General features: G+C 72.2%; 21 protein-coding genes. 5 read left to right on the forward strand and 16 right to left on the reverse strand.

The window, feature by feature from the left end; genetic code table 11:
- Positions 1-48: 48 nt before the first annotated feature.
- From HHX35_RS04285 to rimP, 12 genes are all read right to left on the reverse strand, one after another.
- Positions 49-1,359 (reverse strand): pitrilysin family protein, encoded by a 1,311-nt coding sequence (locus tag HHX35_RS04285; RefSeq protein ID WP_182897641.1) that lies wholly within the window; start codon positions 1,357-1,359, stop codon positions 49-51.
- Complete coding sequence (locus tag HHX35_RS04290) at positions 1,356-3,677, reverse strand: polyribonucleotide nucleotidyltransferase (RefSeq protein ID WP_182897642.1); 2,322 nt, start codon at positions 3,675-3,677, stop codon at positions 1,356-1,358. The genes HHX35_RS04285 and HHX35_RS04290 overlap by 4 nt, the downstream gene beginning before the upstream one ends.
- Positions 3,678-3,958: 281 nt before the next feature.
- Entirely contained in the window at positions 3,959-4,228 is a 270-nt protein-coding gene (rpsO, locus tag HHX35_RS04295) for a 30S ribosomal protein S15 (protein ID WP_139576065.1), read from the reverse strand.
- A gap of 191 nt (positions 4,229-4,419) precedes the next feature.
- A complete protein-coding gene (locus HHX35_RS04300) occupies positions 4,420-5,364 on the reverse strand; it encodes a bifunctional riboflavin kinase/FAD synthetase (protein ID WP_182897643.1) in 945 nt (314 codons plus the stop codon).
- 122 nt (positions 5,365-5,486) lie between these two features.
- Entirely contained in the window at positions 5,487-6,386 is a 900-nt protein-coding gene (truB, locus tag HHX35_RS04305; protein WP_182897644.1) for a tRNA pseudouridine(55) synthase TruB, read from the reverse strand.
- Positions 6,383-7,399: a bifunctional oligoribonuclease/PAP phosphatase NrnA gene (locus tag HHX35_RS04310; RefSeq protein WP_182897645.1), complete on the reverse strand. Its 1,017-nt coding sequence runs from the start codon at positions 7,397-7,399 to the stop codon at positions 6,383-6,385. Before HHX35_RS04310 ends, truB begins: the two co-directional genes overlap by 4 nt.
- On the reverse strand, positions 7,396-7,884 hold the full coding sequence (gene rbfA / locus HHX35_RS04315; protein ID WP_182897646.1) for a 30S ribosome-binding factor RbfA: 489 nt from the start codon (positions 7,882-7,884) through the stop codon (positions 7,396-7,398). Before rbfA ends, HHX35_RS04310 begins: the two co-directional genes overlap by 4 nt.
- A 47-nt stretch (positions 7,885-7,931) precedes the next feature.
- Positions 7,932-8,231, reverse strand: a complete 300-nt coding sequence (locus HHX35_RS04320) for a DUF503 domain-containing protein (protein ID WP_139576060.1) — start codon at positions 8,229-8,231, stop codon at positions 7,932-7,934.
- A 68-nt stretch (positions 8,232-8,299) separates the two neighbouring features.
- On the reverse strand, positions 8,300-11,383 hold the full coding sequence (gene infB, locus HHX35_RS04325; protein ID WP_182897647.1) for a translation initiation factor IF-2: 3,084 nt from the start codon (positions 11,381-11,383) through the stop codon (positions 8,300-8,302).
- 187 nt (positions 11,384-11,570) lie between these two features.
- Entirely contained in the window at positions 11,571-11,873 is a 303-nt protein-coding gene (locus tag HHX35_RS04330) for a YlxR family protein (RefSeq protein ID WP_182897648.1), read from the reverse strand.
- A complete protein-coding gene (nusA, locus tag HHX35_RS04335; protein WP_220504923.1) occupies positions 11,857-12,846 on the reverse strand; it encodes a transcription termination factor NusA in 990 nt (329 codons plus the stop codon). The genes HHX35_RS04330 and nusA overlap by 17 nt, the downstream gene beginning before the upstream one ends.
- A gap of 22 nt (positions 12,847-12,868) precedes the next feature.
- Positions 12,869-13,396 carry a ribosome maturation factor RimP gene (gene rimP, locus HHX35_RS04340; RefSeq protein ID WP_182897650.1) on the reverse strand — a complete coding sequence of 176 codons (528 nt, stop codon included), beginning with the start codon at positions 13,394-13,396 and terminating at the stop codon, positions 12,869-12,871.
- A 174-nt stretch (positions 13,397-13,570) separates the two neighbouring features.
- Here rimP and HHX35_RS04345 point away from each other — a divergent pair, with 174 nt between their 5' ends.
- Together HHX35_RS04345 and HHX35_RS04350 are read left to right on the forward strand one after the other, a co-directional pair.
- Complete coding sequence (locus tag HHX35_RS04345; RefSeq protein WP_182897651.1) at positions 13,571-14,095, forward strand: hypothetical protein; 525 nt, start codon at positions 13,571-13,573, stop codon at positions 14,093-14,095.
- The gene (locus HHX35_RS04350; protein ID WP_182897652.1) at positions 14,088-14,675 is read left to right on the forward strand and encodes a ferritin-like domain-containing protein; all 588 of its coding nucleotides are present in this window, start codon (positions 14,088-14,090) and stop codon (positions 14,673-14,675) included. The genes HHX35_RS04345 and HHX35_RS04350 overlap by 8 nt, the downstream gene beginning before the upstream one ends.
- A gap of 114 nt (positions 14,676-14,789) precedes the next feature.
- Here HHX35_RS04350 and HHX35_RS04355 read toward each other — a convergent pair whose 3' ends face one another.
- Both HHX35_RS04355 and HHX35_RS04360 read right to left on the reverse strand, forming a co-directional pair.
- A complete protein-coding gene (locus tag HHX35_RS04355) occupies positions 14,790-16,532 on the reverse strand; it encodes a proline--tRNA ligase (protein ID WP_182897653.1) in 1,743 nt (580 codons plus the stop codon).
- Positions 16,533-16,720: 188 nt separating this feature from the next.
- The gene (locus tag HHX35_RS04360; RefSeq protein ID WP_182897654.1) at positions 16,721-17,251 is read right to left on the reverse strand and encodes a hypothetical protein; all 531 of its coding nucleotides are present in this window, start codon (positions 17,249-17,251) and stop codon (positions 16,721-16,723) included.
- A gap of 224 nt (positions 17,252-17,475) precedes the next feature.
- On the opposite strand from HHX35_RS04360, the gene HHX35_RS04365 reads away from it, so the two are divergent.
- Positions 17,476-18,798, forward strand: a complete 1,323-nt coding sequence (locus tag HHX35_RS04365; RefSeq protein ID WP_182897655.1) for an FAD-dependent oxidoreductase — start codon at positions 17,476-17,478, stop codon at positions 18,796-18,798.
- 12 nt (positions 18,799-18,810) lie between these two features.
- Here HHX35_RS04365 and HHX35_RS04370 read toward each other — a convergent pair whose 3' ends face one another.
- Positions 18,811-19,455 (reverse strand): NYN domain-containing protein, encoded by a 645-nt coding sequence (locus tag HHX35_RS04370; RefSeq protein ID WP_182897656.1) that lies wholly within the window; start codon positions 19,453-19,455, stop codon positions 18,811-18,813.
- 198 nt (positions 19,456-19,653) lie between these two features.
- On the opposite strand from HHX35_RS04370, the gene HHX35_RS04375 reads away from it, so the two are divergent.
- Positions 19,654-20,844 carry a DUF6986 family protein gene (locus tag HHX35_RS04375; RefSeq protein ID WP_182897657.1) on the forward strand — a complete coding sequence of 397 codons (1,191 nt, stop codon included), beginning with the start codon at positions 19,654-19,656 and terminating at the stop codon, positions 20,842-20,844.
- Positions 20,845-20,943: 99 nt separating this feature from the next.
- Positions 20,944-22,533 (forward strand): FAD-dependent oxidoreductase, encoded by a 1,590-nt coding sequence (locus HHX35_RS44485; protein ID WP_182897658.1) that lies wholly within the window; start codon positions 20,944-20,946, stop codon positions 22,531-22,533.
- A gap of 23 nt (positions 22,534-22,556) precedes the next feature.
- On the opposite strand, the gene HHX35_RS04385 is transcribed toward HHX35_RS44485, so the two are convergent.
- Complete coding sequence (locus HHX35_RS04385) at positions 22,557-23,237, reverse strand: copper homeostasis protein CutC (RefSeq protein ID WP_182897659.1); 681 nt, start codon at positions 23,235-23,237, stop codon at positions 22,557-22,559.
- Positions 23,238-23,246 lie beyond the last annotated feature (9 nt).

Raw genomic sequence — 23,246 nt, forward strand, 5'->3', positions numbered from 1 at the left:
AGGCCGCGCCGGTGCGGAAGAGCACCGGCGCGGCCTCCAACGGCACGGTCAGGCGATGGCGGAGCCGAAGTCCTTGTCGGTGTAGGGACCGATCACCGCGAGTGTCAGCGGCCGGTTGAGGATGTCCTCCGCGACCGCGGCGATCTCCTCGGGGGTGACCGCCTCGATCCGCCCGAGCACCTCGTCGACCGTCATGAGCCGCTCGTACACGAGCTCGCTCTTGCCGATCCTGGACATGCGCGAGCCGGTGTCCTCCAGACCGAGCACCAGTCCGCCGCGCATCTGGCCCTTGCCGCGGGCGATCTCCTCGGCGCTGATCCCCTCGGCCACGACCCTGGCCACCTCGTCACGGCAGATCTTCAGCACGTCGTCCACCTTCGAGGGCAGGCAGCCCACGTAGATGCCGAACTGGCCGGTGTCGGCGTACTGCGAGGTGTAGCTGTAGGCGCTGTAGGCGAGGCCGCGCTTCTCCCGGATCTCCTGGAACAGGCGCGACGACATGCCGCCGCCGAGCGCGGCGTTCAGGACGCCGAGGGCGAAGCGCCGGTCGTCGTTGCGGTGGAAGGCGGTCATGCCGAGGACCAGGTTGGCCTGCTCGGTGGGCCGGTCGAGCACCCGGACACCGGTCCTGGCGTCCACGCCGGGGCCACCGATGCGCGGGGACGCGGGCGCGGCGGAGCCGCCCAGGGCCCCCGCCCGCTCGTACGCCGCCGCGACCAGTGCGACCACCTGCTCATGGTCGATGTTGCCCGCAACGGACACGACCGTGCGGGGCGGGACGTAGAACCGCTGGTAGTACTCGCGGATGCGGTCACGGGTGAGCGCGTTGATCGACTCCTCGTTGCCGAGGATCGGGCGGCCGATCGGCGTGTCGCCGTACAGCTCGGCGGAGAACTGCTCGTGCACCACGTCGGAGGGGTCGTCGTCGTGCATGGCGATCTCCTCCAGGATCACGCCGCGCTCCGACTCCACGTCCTCCTCGGTGATCAGCGAGGAGGTCACCACGTCGGCGAGCACGTCGATCGCCAGCGGCAGGTCCTCGTCGAGCACCCGGGCGTAGTAGCAGGTGTACTCTTTGGCGGTGAACGCGTTGATCTCACCGCCGATGCCCTCGACGGACGCCGAGATCTCCATGGCGTCGCGCGTGGGCGTGCCCTTGAAGAGCAGGTGCTCCAGGAAGTGGGTGGCCCCCATGTGCTCGGGGGCCTCGTCGCGCGATCCGATGCCCACCCAGAGGCCGACCGCCACACTGCGCACGGTCGGCATCGTCTCGGTCACGACCCGCAGGCCGCCGGGGAGGACGGTGCGGCGGATGACCCCCGCACCGTCCTTGCCCGGGAACAGTGTCTCGGTCGTCACGAGTTGCGCTCGTCCCGACCGCCACGGGTGCGGCTGCGGCTGCGCCGCGGCGTTCGCGGCTGCTCCTCATCCGCCGACGCGGCGGCGGCCTCCGCCGGAGCGGGCGCGTCCTCGCCGTTCTCGTCCCCGGCGGCCTTCTCGGCGGCCTCCTTCTCGACCACCTCGACCGGGACCAGCGAGAGCTTGCCACGCGAGTCGATCTCGGCGATCTCCACCTGGATCTTCTCGCCGACGTTCATGACGTCCTCGACGTTCTCGATCCGGCGGCCGCCGTGCAGCTTGCGGATCTGCGAGACGTGCAGCAGGCCGTCCTTGCCCGGCAGCAGCGAGACGAACGCGCCGAAGGCGGCGATCTTGACGACCGTGCCCAGGTAACGCTCGCCGACCTCCGGCATGTGCGGGTTCGCGATGCCGTTGATCAGCGTACGGGCGGCCTCGGCGGACGGGCCGTCGGTGGCGCCGATGTAGATCGTGCCGTCGTCCTCGATGGTGATCTCGGCGCCCGTGTCGTCCTGGATCTGGTTGATCATCTTGCCCTTCGGGCCGATGACCTCGCCGATCTTGTCTACCGGGACCTTGATCGTGATGATGCGCGGCGCGGTCGGGTTCATCTCCGCCGGGGAGTCGATCGCCTCCTGCATCACGTCGAGGATCGCCAGCCGGGCGCCCCTCGCCTGCTTCAGCGCGGCGGCCAGCACGCTGGCCGGGATGCCGTCCAGCTTGGTGTCCAGCTGCAGCGCGGTGATGACGTCCTTGGTGCCGGCGACCTTGAAGTCCATGTCGCCCATGGCGTCCTCGGCGCCGAGGATGTCGGTCAGCGTGACGTAGGTGTCACCCTCGCCGATGAGGCCCATCGCGATGCCGGCGACCATCTCCTTGAGCGGGACGCCCGCGTCGAGCAGGGCCATCGTGGAGGCGCAGACCGACCCCATGGAGGTCGAGCCGTTCGATCCGAGCGCCTCCGACACCTGACGGATGGCGTACGGGAACTCCTCGCGCGACGGCAGCACGGGGATCAGCGCCCGCTCGGCCAGCGCGCCGTGGCCGATCTCGCGGCGCTTCGGCGAACCGACGCGGCCCGTCTCGCCCGTGGAGTACGGCGGGAAGTTGTAGTTGTGCATGTAGCGCTTGGTCCGCTCGGGATTGAGCGTGTCGATCATCTGCTCCATGCGCAGCATGTTCAGCGTCGTGATGCCGAGGATCTGCGTCTCGCCCCGCTCGAACAGGGCCGACCCGTGCACCCGCGGCACCACGTGGACCTCGGCGTTGAGCTGCCGGATGTCCTTCGGCCCACGGCCGTCGATGCGGACGCCCTCGCTGATGACGCGCTCGCGCATCAGCTTCTTGGTGAGCGACCGGAACGCGGCGCCGATCTCCTTCTCACGGCCCTCGAAGTCGGGCAGCAGCTTCTCCGCCGCCAGCATCTTGACCCGCTCGATCTCCAGCTCGCGCTCCTGCTTGCCCGCGATCGTCAGCGCCGAGGCGAGCTCGCTCTTCACGGCGGCGGTCACGGCCTCCAGGGCGTCGTCCTGGTAGTCGAGGAAGATCGGATACTCGGCGGTCGGCTTGGCGGCGACCTCGGCCAGCTTCGACTGGGCCTCGCAGAGCACCTTGATGAACGGCTTGGCGGCCTCCAGGCCCTGGGCCACGGCCTCCTCGGTCGGGGCGACCGCGCCATCGGCGACCAGCTTGAGCGTGTCGCGGGTCGACTCGGCCTCGACCATCATGATCGCGACGTCGCCGTCCGCCAGGACGCGCCCGGCGACGACCATGTCGAACGTGGCGCGCTCCAGGTCGGTGTGCGTCGGGAACGCCACCCACTGGCCGTCGATCAGCGCGACACGCACGCCGCCGATCGGGCCGGAGAACGGCAGCCCGGCGAGCTGCGTGGACATGCTCGCGGCGTTGATCGCGATCACGTCGTACAGGTGCTCGGGGTGCAGGGCCATGACCGTCGCGACGATCTGGATCTCGTTGCGCAGGCCCTTCACGAACGACGGGCGCAGCGGCCGGTCGATGAGGCGGCAGGTGAGGATCGCGTCCTCGGACGGCCTGCCCTCCCGGCGGAAGAACGAGCCGGGAATGCGGCCGGCCGCGTACATCCGCTCCTCGACGTCGACCGTCAGCGGGAAGAAGTCCAGGTTCTCCTTGGGATGCTTGGACGCGGTGGTCGCGGACAGGATCATCGTCTCGTCGTCCAGGTACGCGACGGCGCTGCCCGCCGCCTGCCGGGCCAGCCGCCCGGTCTCGAACCTGATCGTGCGCGTGCCGAAGGGACCGTTGTCGATAACGGCCTCTGTGCTGTGGACACCCTCCACGGGGGACCTCCTCTTGGGTCGGTCTCCCGCGTCCTGCGTCGCCGGGCTCCCCGTTCAGGTGCAGTGCCGGTCTTCGATCGAAGCGCCCGGTCCGTCCGCACGGCTGTCGCCGTGCCGACCGGGGGCCACTACCGAGGACCGGCCCTCTCACGCCGCGGGATCGCGCTGCGGCTTGCTTGCGGACGCGGGGCACTTGGTCTCGGCTATTCGGTTGTTGTGCTCAGGCCATTGTGGCCGGTTATGGAAAAGGAGCGGCGAAGAATCGCCGCTCCTTCCTCACCTTATCGGCGAAGGCCCAGCCGCTCAATGAGGGAGCGGTAGCGGGTGATGTCCTTGGCCTGCAGGTACTTCAGCAGCCGGCGACGGCGGCCCACCAGCAGGAGCAGACCACGACGGCTGTGGTGGTCGTGCTTGTGCGTCTTCAGGTGCTCGGTGAGGTCGCTGATCCGCTTGCTCAGAAGCGCGATCTGGACCTCCGGCGACCCGGTGTCACCCTCGGTGGTGCCGTACTCGCTGATGATGGACTTGGTGGTAGCGGCGTCAAGCGACACTGCTTCTCCGTTCTGGTGAAATGGCACGCGCAACGGTTCCCATCCCGCGAACGACCGTGCGTGCCTACAGTCGCCGTGACAGGACAGCCGGGTGGCATACACCACCTGAGCATGGCTGACATACAACCCTACCAGCTCGTCGGACACATCCAGTCACGACGCGCCACGCAGCAGGTTCAGGAGCGGCAGGTTCAGGAGGCGAACTCGCGGGCCCTGGCGACGTCGTCGTGCATCTGCTCGATCAGCGCCTCGATCGAGTCGAACCTGAGCGTGTCGCGCAGCCGCTCGCCGAAGTCCACGGCCACGTGCGCGCCGTACAGGTCCAGGTCGTCGCGGTCCAGCGCGTACGCCTCGACCGTGCGCTCCACCCCGTCGAACGTGGGGTTGGTCCCGATCGAGATCGCGGCCGGCCAGCGCTCCCCCTCGTACGGCGAGGGGCTCTGGGTGCACTGCAGCCATCCCGCGTAGACGCCCTCGGCGGGGATGGCGGTGTACTGCGGCGACTCCACGTTGGCGGTGGGGAAGCCGAGCGCCCGGCCGCGCTGGTGGCCCCGGACCACCACGCCCTCGACCCGGTGCGGGCGGCCCAGCAGGACGGCCGCGCCCGCGACGTCACCCACGGCCAGCCGCTCCCGGATCACCGTGGAGGAGATGGCGTCGCCGTCGCTGACCAGGGGCACGCCCTCGGCCTGGAAGTCGTACTTCTCCCCCAGCGTCCGCAGCGTCTCCAGGTCGCCCGACGCCTTGTGGCCGAAGCGGAAGTTCTCCCCCACCACGACCCCCGCCGCGTGCAGCCGGTCGACCAGAGCCGTCTGGACGAACTCGTCCGGCGACATCCGGGAGAACTCCAGCGTGAACGGCAGCACGCACACCGCGTCCACGCCCAGCGCGAAGAGCAACTCGGCCCGGCGGTCGGTGGTGGTGAGCCGCGGCGGATGACTGCCGGGCCGTACGACCTCGTCGGGGTGCGGGTCGAAGGTGACCGCCACGGCGGGCAGCTCCAGATCGCGGGCCATGTCCACCGCGCGGGCCACCATCCGCTGGTGACCGAGATGCACACCGTCGAACACGCCGATCGTGACGACGGACCTGCCCCAGTCCTGCGGGACCTCGTCCAGCCCGTGCCAGCTCTGCACCTCGACCTCGCTTCGTGTCTGATTGCCTCGCCTTCGGCAAGGCGGCTGAGTTGCCCCGCATCGGAAGCGCAGTAGACAAGACTGCCATGCCCCGCGGGGTGCCGGGGAACCAGCCCCCGGCGTCAGGAGGCGAAGACCACCAGAGGCCTGGCCGTCCCGCCGCGCTCCTCGGCGAGCGCGAGCAGCGCGCCGTCGGGCCCGAAGACGCCGATCGGGCCCGCCCCGAGGCCCGCCGCGCGCAGCCTCCCGCCGTGCGCGACCAGCCGCGCCTCGTCCTCGCCCACGTCCCTGCGGGGGAAGGCCGCCGCCACCGCGTCGGCCATGGGCATGATCACGCACTCGCGGGCGAGGTCCTCGATCGTGCGCGCCGCCTCGATGCCGTACGGCCCGACCCGGGTGCGGCGCAGCCGGGTGAGATGGCCGCCGACGCCGAGCGACGCACCGAGGTCGCGGGCCAGCGCCCGGATGTAGGTGCCACTGGAGCAGGTGATCACGGCGTCCAGGTCCACCGTCTCCGGGGTCCGCCGGATCTCCCCGACCTCGAACGCGTGGATCGTGACCGGCCGGGCGGCCAGCGCCACCTCCTCGCCGGCGCGGGCCCGCTTGTAGGCCCGCTGCCCGTCGACCTTGATGGCGCTCACCTGCGGCGGCACCTGCATGATCTCGCCGGTGAGCGCGGCGACGCCCTTGCGCACCTGCTCGTCGGTGACATGCCCGGCGGGAGCGGCGGCGACCACCTCGCCCTCGGCGTCGTCGGTGTTCGTCGTCACGCCGAGGCGGATCGTCGCCTCGTAGACCTTCTCGGTCAGCGCGAGGTGCCCGAGAAGGCGGGTCGCCTTCTCCACCCCGATCACCAGCACGCCGGTGGCCATCGGGTCGAGCGTGCCCGCGTGGCCGACCTTGCGGGTCCCCGCGATGCTGCGCATCTTGCCCACGACGTCGTGCGACGTCCAGTCGGCGGGCTTGTCCACGATGATCAGCCCGCTCGGCGGCGGGGTCCTTCTGGCTTTGGCCGTGCTCACGACCGGCTCCCTTCCGGAGCGAGGAGGAGACGCAGGGCGGCCATCGTGTCCGCCACGGACAGCGCCGAGGAGAACCCGGCGGCACGCGGGTGACCGCCGCCGCCGAGCGCGGCGCAGGCCCGGGCCACGTCCACCGCGCCCTTCGACCGGGTCGAGACGTTCCAGCCGCCCTCGTCGTCCTCCTTGAGCACGATCGCGACCTCCGCCTCGTCGACCCGGCGCACGACGTCGATCATGCCTTCCACCTCGTCGTACGGCAGGTCCTCCGCGGCGCGGTCGGCGCGGGTCACGTAGGTCCACACCAGCCCCAGGCCGCCTACGGCGTCCGGCTCCAGGGCGGCCCGTCCGAGCGCCGTGCCGAGCACCCGCAGGTACGCGAACGGCGAGCGGTCCCACAGGTCCCTGGCGATCTCCTCCGGGCGCAGCCCCGTGGCCAGCAACCGGCCGGCCATGGCGTGCGCGGCCGGGCTGGTGATGGAGTGCCGGAAGGAGCCGGTGTCGGTCACCAGCCCCGCGTACAGGCAGGTGGCGACCTCCCGGTCGATCGTGAGGCCGAGCCGGTTGATGAGCTCCTCGACGACCATCGTGGTCGAGGCCGCCCCGGGATCCACGAGGTGGACCGTCCCGAAGCGGGTGTTCGACACGTGATGGTCGATCACGAGGAGTTCGCCGGCCTTGCCCGCGTGGGGCGCGAGCAGGCCCAGCCGCTCCATCGTGGAGGCGTCGAAGGTGATCATCAGGTCGGGCTCGGCGGGATAGGCCGAGGGCTCCACCAGCAGGTGCTGCCCGGGCACGAACCGCAGCAGCCGGGGCACGGCGAACACGCGGTCACCGAAGGACGCGACGACCTTCTTGCCCGTACGCGCAAGCGCCAGCCCGAGGCCCAGCATCGAGCCGAGGGCGTCCGCGTCTGGAGACACGTGGCAGGCGAGCGCCGGCGTGTCGGCCGCACGGATCAGTTCGGTCGCGCGCCGCCAGTCCGCCTCGCCGACGGCGCTTTCGTTCGTGGTCACCGGGCGGGGCGCCCCGCCTGGCCGGTGGGCTCGTCCTCGCCCGCCTCCTCGGCCGCCTCGGCGTCGAGGTCCTCCTCGAAGCGGTAGGGGTCGGAGTCCCCGGCGAACTGCGCGCCCTCCGCCTGGCGGGCGATCTCCGCGTCCTTGGCCTTCGCCAGCTCGAACAGGTCGTTCATGTGACGGGCGCTGTCCGGGAGCGGGTCGTGCACGAACGTGAGGCCGGGGGTGTGCCGCAGGCCGGTCTGCCGGCCGACCTCCGACCGGATGATGCCCTTCGCGCTCTCCAGGGCGGCGGCCGTGTCGGCGCGCTCCGCCTCGGAGCCGAAAACCGTGTAGTAGACGGTCGCGTCGCTCAGGTCCGGGGTGACCCTCGCGTCCGTCACCGTCACGAACCCCAGCCGCGGATCCTTGATCCGCCGCTCCAGCATCTCCGCGACCACCTGCTGGATGCGATCGGCCAGCTTCCTGGCACGCGCTGCGTCCATGCTCACGCTCCCTCGTATCTGTACGGCTGACGCGCGGGCCCCGGCGTCTATTCCTCGTGGTCGTTGAAGAGCCGCCGCCGCGCGGACAGCAACTCGATCTCGGGGTGGTAGGCGACCAGGCGTTCGCAGGCGTCCAGCACCTCGTCGCAGTTGGCCGCGGACGCCGATATCACGGCGACGCCGATCTCGGCGCGCCGGTGCAGGTCGAGGTGGCCCGCCTCGGCGACGGCGACGGCGGGGTACTTCCGCTGGATCTCGGCGATGATCGGCCGGACCACCGAGCGCTTCTGCTTCAGCGAACGGACGTCGCCCAGCAGGATGTCAAGAGTAAGAGCACCGATGAACATGCGTTGTCACCACGTCACGGACGACCGGCCGCCGCCCCCGCGCGTGGCGGGGGCGGCGGGACGGCGCGTCAGACGCGCGGCTTCTCCTGCATCTCGAACGTCTCGATGACGTCCTCGAGCTTGATGTCGCTGTAGCCGATACCGATACCGCACTCGAAGCCCTCGCGGACCTCGGTCGCGTCGTCCTTGAAGCGACGCAGCGACGAGACGGTGAGGTTGTCGGCCACCACGACGCCGTCGCGGATGAGCCGGGCCTTGCTGTTGCGGGTGATCACGCCCGAGCGGACGATCGAACCGGCGACGTTGCCGATCCGCGGGACCTTGAAGACCTCGCGGATCTCGGCGGTGCCGGTCCTGACCTCCTCGAACTCCGGCTTGAGCATGCCCTTGAGGGCCGCCTCGATCTCCTCGATCGCCTGGTAGATGACCGAGTAGTACCGGATGTCCACGCCCTCGCGCTCGGCCAGGTCGCGCGCCCGCACCTCGGGACGCACGTTGAAGCCGATGATGACGGCGTTGTCGTCGCCCATCGCCAGGTTGACGTCGTGCTCGGTGATGGCGCCGACCGCGCGGTGGAGCACCCGCAGGCGCACCTCCTCGCCGACGTCGATCTTGAGCAGCGCGTCCTCCAGGGCCTCGACGGAACCGGAGACGTCACCCTTGATGATGAGCTTGAGCTCGTCGACCTGGCCCTTCTCGAGGTCCTTGAACAGCTCCTCGAGGGTGCGCCGGCGGCCGGACTTGGCCATGTCGGCGATCCGCTGCCTGGCCGCCCGCTGCTGGGCGATCTGGCGGGCCATGCGGTCGTCGGTGACGACGATGAAGTTGTCGCCGGCGCGCGGGACGGCCGTCAGACCGAGGACCAGGACCGGACGCGACGGGTCGGCCTCGTCGACCGTCTCGCCGTTGTCGTCCAGCATGGCGCGGACGCGGCCGAACGCCTCACCACAGACGATCGAGTCGCCCACCCGCAGCGTGCCGCGCTGCACGAGCACGGTCGCCACCGGGCCGCGGCCCTTGTCGAGGTGCGCCTCGATCGCGAGGCCCTGGGCGTCCATCTCCGGGTTGGCCCGCAGGTCGAGCTCGGCGTCCGCGGTCAGCAGGATGGCCTCGAGCAGGTTGTCGATGCCGACGCCCTGCTTGGCGGAGATGTCCACGAACAGGGTGGAGCCACCGAACTCCTCGGCCACCAGGCCGTACTCGGTGAGCTGGGCCCGCACCTTGGTCGGGTCCGCGCCCTCCTTGTCGATCTTGTTGACCGCCACCACGACCGGGACGTTCGCCGCCTGGGCGTGGTTCAGCGCCTCGATGGTCTGCGGCTTCACACCGTCGTCGGCCGCGACCACCAGCACCGCGATGTCGGTGGCCTGCGCACCACGGGCACGCATGGCGGTGAACGCCTCGTGACCCGGGGTGTCGATGAAGGTGATCTTCCGCTGCTCGCCCTCGTGCGTCGTCGCCACCTGGTAGGCGCCGATGTGCTGGGTGATGCCGCCGGCCTCGCGGGCCACCACGTTGGTGTGGCGGATCGCGTCGAGCAGCTTCGTCTTACCGTGGTCGACGTGACCCATGACGGTCACGACCGGCGGGCGCGGCGCGAGGTCGCCCTCGTCGCCCTCGTCCTCACCGAACTCGATCTTGAAGGACTCGAGGAGCTCGCGGTCCTCCTCCTCCGGGCTGACGACCTGGACGTTGTAGTCCAGCTCGGCGCCGAGAAGCTGCAGCGTCTCCTCGTTGACCGACTGAGTCGCCGTCACCATCTCGCCGAGGTGCAGCATGATCTGCACGAGCGAGGCGGGGTTGGCGCCGATCCGGTCGGCGAAGTCCGACAGGGAGGCGCCACGCGGGAGGCGGATGATCTGGCCGCCGCCACGCGGAACCTGCACGCCGCCGATCGCCGGGGCCTGCATGTTGTCGAACTCCTGGCGCCTCTGGCGCTTGGACTTGCGGCCACGGGTCGGACGGCCTCCCGGACGCCCGAAGGCGCCCGCCGTGCCGCCACCGCGGCCACGGCCGCCGCCACCGCCCGGACGGCCGGCGAAACCGCCGCCGCCACCGCCAGGACCGCCGCCGGGACCACCGGGACGACCGGCACCCGTGGCACCGGGACGCGGACCGCCGAAGCCCCCACCGGGACGACCGCCGCCGCCGCCCGGACGGCCACCGCCGCCGGGACCACCGGGACGACCGCCGCCACCGCCGGGACGAGGGCCACCGCCGCCCGGCGCGGCCGGACGACCCTGCGGCATCATCATCGGGTTCGGACGCGGACCACCGGGACGCGGACCACCTGCGCCGGGGCCCGGACGCGGACCGCCCATGCCCGGCCCGGGACGCGGACCCGCGGGTCCGGGACGCGGGCCGCCGGCGCCCGGAGCGCCGGAACGCGCGCCCGGCGGACGCGGCATGGCGCCGTCGCGCGCGCCGTCACGACGCGGCTCGCGGGGGGCGCCGTCGCCACGCTCGGGACGGTCCCCGCGGTCGGGACGACCGCCGTCACGGCCGCCGGGCCGCGCGGGGCGCTGACCCATGCCGCTTGCGGTCGAGGAGAACGGGTTGTTGCCCGGACGCGGGCCGCGCGGACCCGGCTTGGGCCCGCCGGGGCGCGGAGCGCCACCGGTGGGCGCGCCGGGACCGGCGGGTGCGCCACCCGGGCGCGGGGCCGGGGCCGGCCTGGGGCCCGGCTTGGGCGCACCGGCGCCGGGGCCACCCGACCTCGGGCCGGCGGCCGCGGGACGCGGGGCCTCCGGGCGAGGCGTCTGCGGACGGGCGGCCTCGGGGCGCGCCGCGTCCGGCTGTGACACCGGCGGGTGAGGCATCGGAACCGGACGCGGAGCGGGCCGCGGACCGGGCTTCGGGCCCGGCTTGGCCACCGCGCCGGTGGACTGGGAAACGGGCGCCTGTGGGGCGCCCCCGTTGGCCTGGCTCTCTGCCGGCCTCGGCGCAGGCTTCGGCTGCGCCGGACGGGCGGGCCTACCCCCGCCCTTGGAGGCGTCACCCTTGAACGCCTCGGTCAGTTTGCGGACGACCGGCGCCTCTATCGTCGAGGACGCCGACCTCACGAACTCGCCCATTTCGGTGAGCTTGGCCATGACGACCTTGCTCTCGACCCCGAACTCCTTGGCGAGCTCGTATACCCGGACCTTCGCCACTGCACTCCCTAACTCGGCCCGGGAGGCTCGCAGTGCCGCCGGACCGTCGCTACCTGAACGTACTCATCGCCGCGTGCTCATCAGGCGCTCATAGCAATCTGACTCCGCCCATCAACTCGGCGTCCTACATGACAATTTCGTTGTGCCCTGGCTCCCGGAGCCGATACCGAGGGCCAGCGGTAACCATTCACCCGGACCGCCCCGGAGTCAACCCCTCCAAGTGAGCCCGCAAGAGCGACGTGTCAAGCGATCCCTGCGCGCGGAACGCGCGTGGGAACGCCCGACGACGCTCGGCGAGCTCCAGACAGCGCGGGGACGGGTGCAACGAGGCACCGCGTCCCGGGAGCCGTCCTCGCGTGTCGGGGACGATCACGCCCTCGACCACGACCAAGCGGAGCAACTCGGACTTTACCGTGCGAACCCGGCAGCCCACACACGTTCTCAGCGGGGCTGCCTGGCAACCATATTCCAGCTTACCTTGCCGACGCATCAGCGGGATCAGCAGGTGCCTGCTCGGTGTCCGGCCGGATGTCGATCCGCCAGCCCGTCAGACGGTTGGCGAGGCGGGCGTTCTGGCCCTCCTTGCCGATCGCCAGGGACAACTGGTAGTCGGGCACGATCACCCGCGCGGTGCGGCTGTCGGCGTCGACCACCTCGACACGGGAAACACGCGCGGGCGACAGGGCATTCCCGACGAACTCGGCCGGATCCTCCGACCAGTCGATGATGTCGATCTTCTCGCCGTGCAACTCCGTCATGACGTTGCGCACGCGCGAGCCCATCGGGCCGATGCAGGCGCCCTTCGCGTTGACGCCGGGCTTGCGCGACCTCACCGCGATCTTGGTGCGATGGCCGGCCTCGCGGGCGATGGCCGCGATCTCCACCGTGCCGTCGGCGATCTCCGGCACCTCCAGCGCGAAGAGCTTCTTCACGAGGTTGGGATGCGTGCGCGAGAGGGTGACCGACGGCCCCTTGGGCCCCTTCTTCACCTGCACCACGTAGCAGCGGATGCGCTCGCCGTGCGCGTACTCCTCGCCCGGGACCTGCTCGTTGTGCGGCAGGATCGCCTCGATCTTGCCGAGGTCGACCAGCACCACCCGCGGGTCCTTGCCCTGCTGGATGACGCCCGCGACCAGCTCGCCCTCGCGGCTGGCGAACTCGCCGAAGTTGACCTCGTCCTCGGCGTCGCGCAACTGCTGAAGGATCACCTGCTTGGCCGTGGTGGCGGCGATCCGGCTGAAGTTGGACGGGGTGTCGTCGTACTCCCGCACGACCTCGCCGTCCTCGTCCAGCTCGGCGGCCCAGATGATCACGTGGCCCGTGTGGCGGTCCAGCTCGGCCCGCGCCTTCTGCGCCGCGCCCTCCGTGCGGAAGTACGCGATCAGCAATGCGTCCTCGATCGCCTTGACGACCAGGTCGAAGGAGATGTCCTTCTCCCGCTCCAGGCTGCGCAGGACGCTCATGTCAATGTCCACAAGGCTCCCCCTAGCCCTCGTCGTCGGCGTCGTCGATGTCTTCGTCGACATCGAGGTCCTCATCAAGTTCGTCGTCGAGCCCGGCGTCGCGCCGGTTGAACTCGACCTGCACCCGGCCGCGCACCAGCTCGCCGTACGCGATGCGGCGCGCGCCGTCCAGCTCCACGCCGGTCTCGTCGGCCTCGGTCACACGGCCCTCCGCGGAGGTGCCGTCACGCAGCTCCGCCTTCACCAGCCGCCCGCGCGCCCGGCGCCAGTGGCGCGGCTCGGTGAGCGGCCTGTCGACTCCGGGAGAGGTGACCTCGAGGACGTACGGGCTGCCGCCGAGGACGTCCACCTCGTCCAGCCGCTTGGAGACGGACTGGCTCACGTCGGCCACGTCGTCCAGGCTCACGCCGCCGTCCCTGTCCACCACGACGCGCACCAGCCGCCGGCGACCCGCCGGTGTGACCGTGACGTCCTCCAGGTCGAATCCCTCGGCGGCGACCACCGGGCCGAGCAGCTCAACCAGGCGGCCGCGTCGAGCGTCGATGCCCATGCCGACCTCCCAATGACCGTGTGGCTGTGACCGTGTGCCTAGCCCGATGTGCCAACAGCCTATCGACACCGGGAGGTGGAAACAGCGCCACACCCGAGCGGCGGTCCGACACGAGCACGATCATCACGGTCACGGGCGATGACCAGTGGGCGGCGCGCCGTACGATGCTGTGTCGTGAGACACAGCGGCGGGCCCCAGGTGACGAGACGCGCGCTGCTGGGCTCCGCCGCCGCGGCCGGTCTGGCCGCGTCCGGTTGTTCCTCGGCCCCGCGCAAACCTGCCGCGCCTGCCCCTCCGGATCCGCAGACCGTGCTGCTCACCTCGTTGATCACGGGCAAGGAGCAACTGGTGTCGCTCTACGGGCGCGCGGTCGCCGCCCTGCCCGCCCGGGCCGCCGCGCTGGAGCCGTTCCGCCAGCGTCACGCGGCTCATCTGCAGGCCCTGCGCGCGCTCCTGCCCGCCGGGAGCGGCGCGGGAACGTTCCCCGCGAGCCCCGCGCCGCCGGCGTCGCCCTCCGCGTCCCCGTCGGAGCGCCCGTCCGCGGTCTCCGTCGGAGCGCTCAGGGACGCCGAGCGGCGCGCGGCGTCGGCGCGACCGGCGCAGATGGCCACGGCCTCCCCCGCGCTCGCCCAGCTCCTGGCGAGCATCGGCGCGTGCGAGGCCGTCCACGTCGTCGCCCTGGGGAGGGTGCGTGACTGAGACCTCGGCCGAGCCCGCCCGAGCGCCGGCCGGGGCACCGGTCGGCGACGCGCTCGGCCGGGCCCTGTCCGCCGAGCACGCCGCCGTGTACGCGTACGGGGTGATCGGCGGGAAGACGAGCGGCGCGCTGCTCAGGCGCGCCACAGCGGGGTTCGACGCCCACCGGGCACGGCGCGACCAGCTCCGCACGCTCATCACCCAGCGGGGCGGCACGCCCGCCGAGCCCGGCCCCACCTACCGCCTGCCCTTCGAGGTGCGCGGACCGGCCGACGCGGTGCGCCTGGCCGTGCTGGTGGAGCAGCGGGTGACCACCGCCTACCTGGAACTCGCCGCCGACCGCGACCCGGCGCTGCGGCGGATCGCCGCGCTGGCCGCGCAGGAGTGCGCGACCCGGGCGTACGGCTGGCAGCCGAAGATCGGCCCCTTCCCGGGTATGGACCGAGGCGGCGCCGACTTCGACGTCGCCGTCCCCACTCCGGGGGCCGAGTCCCCGTCGGCGGCCTCCTCGGAACCGGCGGGGTCCGCCGGCGCACCCGGCCAGGAAACCCAGCCGGAACCGTCCGCGCCGGACGGCCAGTAGGCGGCGCGGGCCACGACCCACGGCCATGAGCGGCTCCTGCGGAAGGAGCGGCTCCCGCGAAAGGCGGCGCCGCCGCCCCCGTGGGGGACGGCGGCGCCCTTGTGTACGCGGCGATCAGGCCCGGCAGGCGGCCAGCACCCGCTCGACGGCCTCGTCCAGCGGGATCTCCTCCTTGGTCCCGGTGACCCGGTCGCGCAGCTCGACCACGCCGTTGGCCAGGCCCCGGCCGACGATCAGCACGGTGGGCAGGCCGAGCAGCTCGGAGTCCTTGAACTTGACGCCGGGCGACACACCGGGACGGTCGTCCACGAGCACCCGCAGCCCCCGTGCCTCGAGGGTCTCGGCGAGCGTGCTGGCGACCTCGATCTGGTTCTCCTTGCCGGTGCCGACGATGTGCACGTCGGCGGGCGCCACCTCCCTGGGCCACACCAGGCCCAGCTCGTCGTGGCGCTGCTCGGCGAGCACGGCCACCGCCCGGGACACGCCGACGCCGTACGAGCCCATGGTGATGCGGATGGGCTTGCCGTCGGGCCCGAGTGCGTCGAGCTGGGCGGCGTCGGCGTACTTGCGGCCGAGCTGGAAGATGTGGCCGATCTCGATGCCCCGGTCGATCGACAGCGGGTGCGCGCAGCGGGGGCAGGAGTCGCCCGCCCGCACCTCGGCGGCCTCGATCGTGCCGTCGGGCTGGAAGTCGCGGCCCACGACCACGTGCGCGGCGTGCTTGCCCGGCTCGTTGGCGCCCGTCACCCAGGCCGAGCCGTCCACCACGCGCGGGTCGACCAGGTAGGTGATCCCCAGGTCCCTGAGCACCTGAGGGCCGATGTAGCCGCGCACCAGGCCGGGGTGGCGGGCGAAGTCCTCGGCCTCGAAGATCTCCGGCACGCCGGGCGAGAGCGCCGCCTCCAGGCGCTTGAAGTCGACCTCGCGGTCGCCGGGCACGCCGATGATCACCGTCTTGATCTCGTCGGAGCCCGGCGTGCGGACCTTGACGACGAGGTTCTTCAGCGTGTCGGCGGCGGTGATGCCGAGGCCGTGGTGCTCGTTGACGTACGAGACGAGCGACTCGATCGTCGGGGTGTCGGGCGTGTCGAGCACCTGCATGGGCGGCTGCGTGGCGGTGACGGCGGGCGGCGCGGGCGTGACGACGGCCTCGGCGTTGGCCGCGTAGCCGCAGTTGTGGCAGGCCACGAAGGTGTCCTCACCGGTCGGGCAGGGGGCGAGGAACTCCTCGGAGGCCGACCCGCCCATCGCTCCCGACATCGCGAAGCAGATCCGGTAGTCGATGCCGAGACGCTCGAAGATGCGGATGTACGCCTCGCGGTGCATCTCGTAGGACCGCTTCAGGCCGTCGTCGTCGAGGTCGAAGGAGTAGGAGTCCTTCATGACGAACTCGCGGCCCCGCAGGATGCCCGCCCGGGGCCGGGCCTCGTCGCGGTATTTGGTCTGGATCTGGTAGAGGGTGACGGGATAGTCCTTGTAGGAGGAGTACTCCCCCTTCACCATGTCGGTGAACATCTCCTCGTGGGTCGGCCCGAGGAGATAGTCGGCGCCCTTGCGGTCCTTCAGCCGGAACAGCGTGTCGCCGTACTCGGTCCAGCGGCCCGTGGGCTCGTAGAAGTCCCGGGGCAGCAGCGCGGGGAACAGCACCTCCTGCGCGCCCATCCGGTCCATCTCCTCGCGCACGACCCGCGCGACGTTCTCCAGCACGATCTTGCCGAGCGGCAGCCAGGAGTAGATGCCCGGCGCGACGCGGCGGATGTAGCCGGCGCGGACGAGCAGCTTGTGGCTCGGCACTTCCGCGTCCGCCGGATCCTCACGCAGGGTGCGCAGGAACAGGGTCGACATACGCAGCAGCACGGCTACTCCTTGCTCGTGAGAGGTCTCGTCCGCGGCGCCTCCTCGGGAAGCGAGATGCGGATCTCCTCGCGGACCCTCGGAGACGACCGGAGGGACGAGACGAAGACGATGTGCTCCCAAGGCTATCGACTCCGGGGGCCCCACCGCCTCACGTAAACGACGGGCGAGCCGATATCGGCCCGCCGATGTCAGCCGCCGAGCAGTTCCTCCCAGTGCTGACGGGACCGCCCGCCCGTGCCCACTGGGCCTGCCGGGCCGTCCAGCGCCGCCGACAGCCGCCACAGGCCGGGCCTGGTCCGCAGCCGCTCCATGCCGAACGGATCGATGGCCCGCAGCACGAAGGTGACGCCCATCACGTTCAGCATCGCGGTCGACGTGGTCGCCGGGCCCGCGGGCGCCGCCCGCACGGCGTCCGGGCCCGGCTCTCCGATCCGTTCCAGGAGCAGCGCCGCCACCTCGGCGGCGTACGGGCCGTCGCGCCACTCGATGTGCCAGGAGCGGTCGGTGCCCCGCCACCACGTGAGGTCGCGGCACGCTTCCAACGTCTCCGCCTCGCCGGACAGGGCTGCCATGACCCGCCCCAGCGCCTCATACCTGAGCCCGTCCGGCCCCGAGCCGTGCGGCGACGGCGCGTCGCCGTCGTCTTGACCGTTCTGCGGGCCGTACGCCGTGGCCGGTGAGGCCCCGGGCTCGTCCCGCCCCCCGCGGAGTCCCCTCATGTCAGGGAGGGTGCCACCGCCCGGCCTTCTCGTCCGCGGGTTTCCCCGTCTTTTAGCCCCACTGCCCACGGGCATCACTTTGATCGTGGCCGCCTGGTCGCCGCAACCCCGCGAACCATCACAACACGGATGACAATCCGGTCCACGGCACGGCGTTCCACTGGCAGCGGGACCGGCGGTGATAAAGAATCACTGATAGGGAGCGTCCGCCGCTGCTGGAGGCCATGGTGACACTGCGCGTCGCGATCGTCGGGTCGGGCCCGGCCGGCATCTACACGGCCGAGGCACTGGTCAAACAGTCGCACGACCCCGTCGAGGTGGACGTCCTCGAACGCCTGCCGACGCCGTACGGGCTCGTCCGCTACGGCGTGGCCCCCGACCACACGTCGATCAAGTCGATCGCCGGCTACCTGCGAAGGGTGCTGGAGACTCCCGGGGTGCGCTTCCTGGGCGGCGTCGAGCTGGGCGCGGACCTCTCGGTGGACGACCTGCTGTCCTGCTACGACGCCGTCGTCTACTGCACAGGGGCGATGGTCGACAGGCACCTCGGCGTCCCGGGCGAGGACCTGCCGGGCAGCGTCGCGGCGACCGACTTCGTCAACTGGTACTGCGGCCATCCCGACGTACCGCCGGACGCCTTCTCCCTCGACGCGGAGGAGGTCGTCGTCATCGGCGTCGGCAACGTCGCCGTGGACGTGGTGCGGATCATGGCCAAGACGGCCGACGAGCTGCGCGGCACCGACGTGCCCGAGGAGGTGCTCGACCGGCTGGCCGCCTCCAAGGTGAAGCGCATCCACATGGTCGGCAGGCGCGGCCCCGAGCACGCGAAGTTCACCCTGAAGGAGCTGCGCGAGCTCGGCGAGCTGCTGAACGCCGACGTCCTCACCTTCCCCGACGAGATCGCGGTCGCCGACCTGACCACCCTGTCGAGGCAGGTCAGGGGCAATGTGGACGTGCTGCGGTCGTGGTCGGAGCGCAAGACGGCCGACCGGCCCCGCCGCCTGGAGGTGCGCTTCTGGCTGCGTCCCGTGGAGATCCTCGGCGTGTCCCGGGTCGAGGGCGTACGGCTGGAGCGGACCCGGCTGGAGAACGGGCGGGTCGTCGGGACCGGCGACTTCGAGACGATCCCGGCGGACATGGTGATGCGCTCGGTGGGCTACCAGAGCGTGGCGCTGCCCGGGGTGCCGTTCGACCCGGGGTCGATGACGGTGCCGAACGTCGCCGGCAAGGCGGCGGACCGGCAGTACGTCGCGGGCTGGCTCAAGCGGGGGCCGACGGGCGTGATCGGGACCAACAAGTCCGACGCCGCCGAGACCGTGCGCACGCTGCTCGCCGAAGCGGTGCCGGGAACCGCGACCGCCCGGCTGGACGACCTGCTCGCCGCGCGCGGGCTGAGCCCGGTGACGTACGAGGACTGGCTCGCGATCGAGGCCGCGGAGGCCTCGCTGGCCGGCAGTCTGAGCAGGGGCGAGCGGGTGAAGCTGGTGGGCAGGGACGCGATGCTGGGCGCGTGCGGCCGGCTCGTCCGGCCGGGGGGCGCGTCCTGACGGCTGTGCCGGTCAGGACCAGTGGACCGGCCGGTGGTAGCGCGCGCCGTCGCGGCGGGGCACGAAGCCGGGCAGCTGCGACTGCCGGATGAGCGCCTCTCCGAGGGGAAACCAGGCGTCGCTCGCGAGGCGCAGGCCGTCCGAGCGCCTGCCGGGCGGGAAGACGGTGACGACCCGGGTCTTGCCGCCGCGCCGGGCGTCCACCTCGCGCACCGCCTCGATGGCCGCGCACAGGTCGGAGTCCGCCGACAGCAGCAGCACCGTGTCGACCAGGTCGAGCGCGACGTCGCCGACCATGGCGGCGGCCAGGGCGACGTCGGACTGCTTCTCCTCGTAGGTTCGCCAGGAGACGCCGCAGGCCCGGCAGGAGGCTCGCTGCTCCTGGAAGCGTCCGAGCACCACCTCGCCCCCCAGGCTCTCCAGGACCGCGAGGTAGGTCTTCTGCCGCAGCAACGCGGCCGGCTCGCCGCGCACGTGCGCGCTGAAGTAGCGGACGGCCGTCAGCGTCTGCCCGGGCCTGAGCAGCCGGCGCGCCAGTGCGTGGAGATCGAGCCAGAGATAGCGGCGTCCTCGCAGGGAGCGCAGTCCGTAGTAAAGGTTGAACCCGTCCACGTAGACCCCGACACGCACGACTTGGGGAACGGGCTTGTCGCGCACCGCCATCATCTCCTAACATGGAGTCACCGCGCCCGGGGTTACGTCCTCGGGCTCTACGGCCCCCGACAGGGGGCCGTTTCTTTTTCGCACACCTGTTCGATCGGCTGTTCGAGGAAAAGGATAGCCAACGCTGCGTCGTCATGCAGCGACGTTGCGTGATTGCCCTCATCGTGGCGGGACTCTGCGAGGATCGTCCCCATGGAGACGACGCTGACCGGCGTGGACGGGGTGCTCGACGGGCTGCTCGACGGCTTCACCGGCACCCATCGCGAGCAGCTCGCCCGGTTTCCCGTGCGGGAACCCGCCTGGCAGCCGGTGCACACCGTGTACGTGCCCGCGGACCGGGTCACGGCGGAGATCGTCCAGCAGTGGCGGCACGCCGCGACCGACCTCCTCCACCGGCTCCTGTTCACCCCCGCCGAGCTGGCCGCGCTGTTCGGGCTCGACCCCGAGCTGGCCCCGCCCGTGCACGACCGGGTACGCCGGAAGCTGCACGCCGAGCCGATCGAGGACCTGCGCGTCGACTTCGAGGACGGATACGGCGGGCGCTCCCCCGAGGAGGAGGACCGGCACACCGAGTCGGCGGCGGCGGCCGTGGCCGCGATGCACGAGGCGGGCACGCTGCCCCGTAGGTGGGGGCTGCGGGTGAAGTCGTTCGCCGACGGCGACCCCCTGCGCTCGGTGCGCACCCTCGACGGGTTCCTCACCGGGGTCGTGCGGCGGGCCGGCAGGCTTCCGGACGGGTTCACGGTGACCTTCCCCAAGGTCCTGATGGAGGACTACCTGCGCCAGTTCGCCGGCTGCCTGGAGGCGCTGGAGCGCGCGTTGCGCCTGCCCTCAGGCGCGCTGCGCTTCGAGATGCAGGTGGAGGCCCCGCAGACCGTGCTCATGCTCCAGCGGTCGGCCGACCTGGTGCCCTCGCTGGGGGGGCGGCTGGCGGCGGCCCACTTCGGAGTGTTCGACTACACGGCCGCGCTCGGGCTGCCGCCGGGCGAGCAGCGGCTCGACCACCCGGCCTGCGACCACGCGCGGCACGTCATGCAGACGGCGCTGTCGGGGACGGGGGTGGAGCTGTCGGACGGCTCACTGGCCGCGGCCCCGGCCTCGGACGCGGCGGCCGACGTGCACGCCCTGCTGCGCAGGCACTCGGCACTGGTGTCGCACTCGCTGGCGCACGGCTTCTACCAGGGCTGGGACATGCACCCCTCGCACCTCGTCAGCCGCTTCACGACCGTGTACGCCTTCCACCTCGCCTGCTACGAGAAGTACGCCGACCGGGTGCGCGCCTGGCAGGAACGGCGCGAGGCCGCGGGGGGCGTGCTGGACGAGCCTGCGACGATCAGGACTCTGGTCGCCGCCCTGGCCCGGGCCGACCGCGCCCTCTGCTGAGGTTTGCCGCATCGGCAAGGTTCCTTGCCGCTCTCGCCGCCTGTGCCGCACTGTTCGACAGCAGACATCTGAAGCAGACGTCGACGCAGGAGGCACGGGGTGGACGAGAAGAAGAAGTACGACGTGGTCGTGGTGGGCGGCGGCCCCGCGGGGCTCGGCGGCGCCCTGGCGCTGGCGCGGGCCCGGCGGTCGGTGCTGGTGGTGGACGCGGGAGAGCCGCGCAACGCGCCGGCCGCGCACATGCACAACTACCTCGGCCGGGACGGCACGCCGCCCGCCGAGTTGCGGGCGGCCGGGCGCGAAGAAGTGATCGGGTACGGCGGCGAGGTCGTCGCCGGGCGGGCCGAGGCCGCGACGCGGGAGGGCGACGACTTCCTCGTGACGCTGGACGACGGCCGTGCCGTCCGGGCCCGCCGCCTGCTGGTGGCGACCGGGGCCGTGGACGAGTTGCCCGACGTGCCGGGCCTGTCCGAGCGCTGGGGCCGCGACGTGCTGCACTGCCCGTACTGCCACGGGTGGGAGGTCCGCGACCGGCGCATCGGCGTGCTGGCCACCGGGCCGCTCGCCGTCGAGCAGGCCCTTCTGTGGCGGCAGTGGAGCGAGGACGTGGTGTTCCTGGCCCACCACTGCCCCGCGCCGTCCGAGGAGGACGCCGAGCGGCTCGCCGCGCGCCGCATCCCCGTCGCCGACGGCCCGGTCGCGGGGATCGAGGTGACCGGCGACGCGCTCACCGGGGTTCGGCTGGCCTCCGGCGAGGTCGTCGCGCTCGACGCGCTCGTCGTCGGCGCGCCGCTCACCGCCCGGTCCGGGGTGCTGGAATCGCTCGGGCTCAAGCCGGTCGAGGTGGAGCTCGGCGGTCACGTGGCGGGCACCCGGATCGCCGCGGAGCCGACCGGGGCGACCGCCGTGCCCGGTGTCTGGGTGGCGGGGAACGTGACGGACGTGCGCGCCGTGGTGATCGCGTCCGCCGCGGCGGGCCTGGCCGCCGGCGCGGCGATCAACATGGATCTCATCGCCGAGGAGACCCGGGAGGCCGTCGACGCCTACCGGAACGAGGTGCGCACGCTGTTCGAGGAGGCGACCTGGGAGGAGCGCTACCGCGCCCGGCCGGCGGTCTGGAGCGGCCGCCCGAACCCGCAGCTTGTGGCCGAGGCCGCGCAGCTGCCCCCGGGCCGGGCCCTCGACGTCGGCAGCGGCGAGGGCGCCGACGCCGTCTGGCTCGCCTCGCGGGGCTGGCGGGTGACGGGGGCCGACATCTCCGCCACGGCGCTGGAGCGGGCCGCCGCCCACGCCGCCGAGGCGGGCGCGGACGTCGCGGACCGCACCGAGTGGGTGCGCGCGGACCTGCGTGACCACGCCCTTCCCGAGGGCGCGTACGACCTGGTGTCGGCGCAGTACATGCACCTGCCGCGCGAGGCCAGGCGGACGCTGTTCGCCCGGCTGGCCGCCGCGGTGGCTCCCGGCGGCACCCTGCTGATCGTCGGGCACCACCCGTCGGACCTGCTGACCAAGGTCCGGCGGATGCACTTCCCGCAGATGATGTTCACCGCCGAGGAGGTCGCGGCGTCGCTCGATCCGGCCGAGTGGGAGGTCACGGCGGCCGAGGCCCGGCCGCGCACGGCGGTGGACCCGGAGGGCGGCGAGGTCACCATCCGCGACGCCGTCCTGGTCGCCCGCCGCCGCGCCTGAGCTGTTCGGTCACAACCGCGCGGTCACAGCCGGTCGACGACGCGGCGCCAGCGCCGGACGCGGTCCGGGTCGACCGGCTCGCGCCACGAGCCCCGCACGGCGCTGCCCACGTGGAAGGCGCGGACGCCGTAGTCGAGCAGCACCGGCACGTGCTCCTCGCGCAGCCCGCCGCCGGCGAGCACGAGCGAGGCGTCCCCCGCCTCGGCCCGCGCGCGTAACACGCCGAGGCCGCTGCCGACGCCCTCGGGCGAACCGGACGTGAGGACGGTCGCCAGGTTCGGCAGCAGCCGTACGGCGCGCCAGGCGGCCCGCACGTCGGCGGCGTGGTCCACGGCGCGGTGGAAGGTCCAGGGCAGCGGCGAGACCGCGTGGATCAGCGCGTCCGTCGCCTCCCTGTCGACCGACCCGTCCTCGGTCAGGAAGCCGAAGACGAAGCCCGCCGCGCCGGCCTCCGCGAGTTCCTTGACGTGGCCGCGCAGCCGGTCGAGCTCCTCCGGGGTCACGGTGAACCCGGCGTTGCAGCGGAGCATGACCATCTGCGGCAGCCCGCACTCGCGCGAGATCGCCGCGACGAGGTCCGCCGAGGGGGTGAGCCCGTCCGAGTCCATGTCGGACACGATCTCCAGGCGATCCGCTCCGCCCTCCTCGGCGGCCACGGCGTCACGCAGGTCGAGCGCGATCACTTCAAGGAGGGATCCCGTCATGAAGTGAAC

Source organism: Microbispora sp. H10830, from assembly GCF_014161375.1.
Lineage (GTDB): Bacteria > Actinomycetota > Actinomycetes > Streptosporangiales > Streptosporangiaceae > Microbispora > Microbispora catharanthi.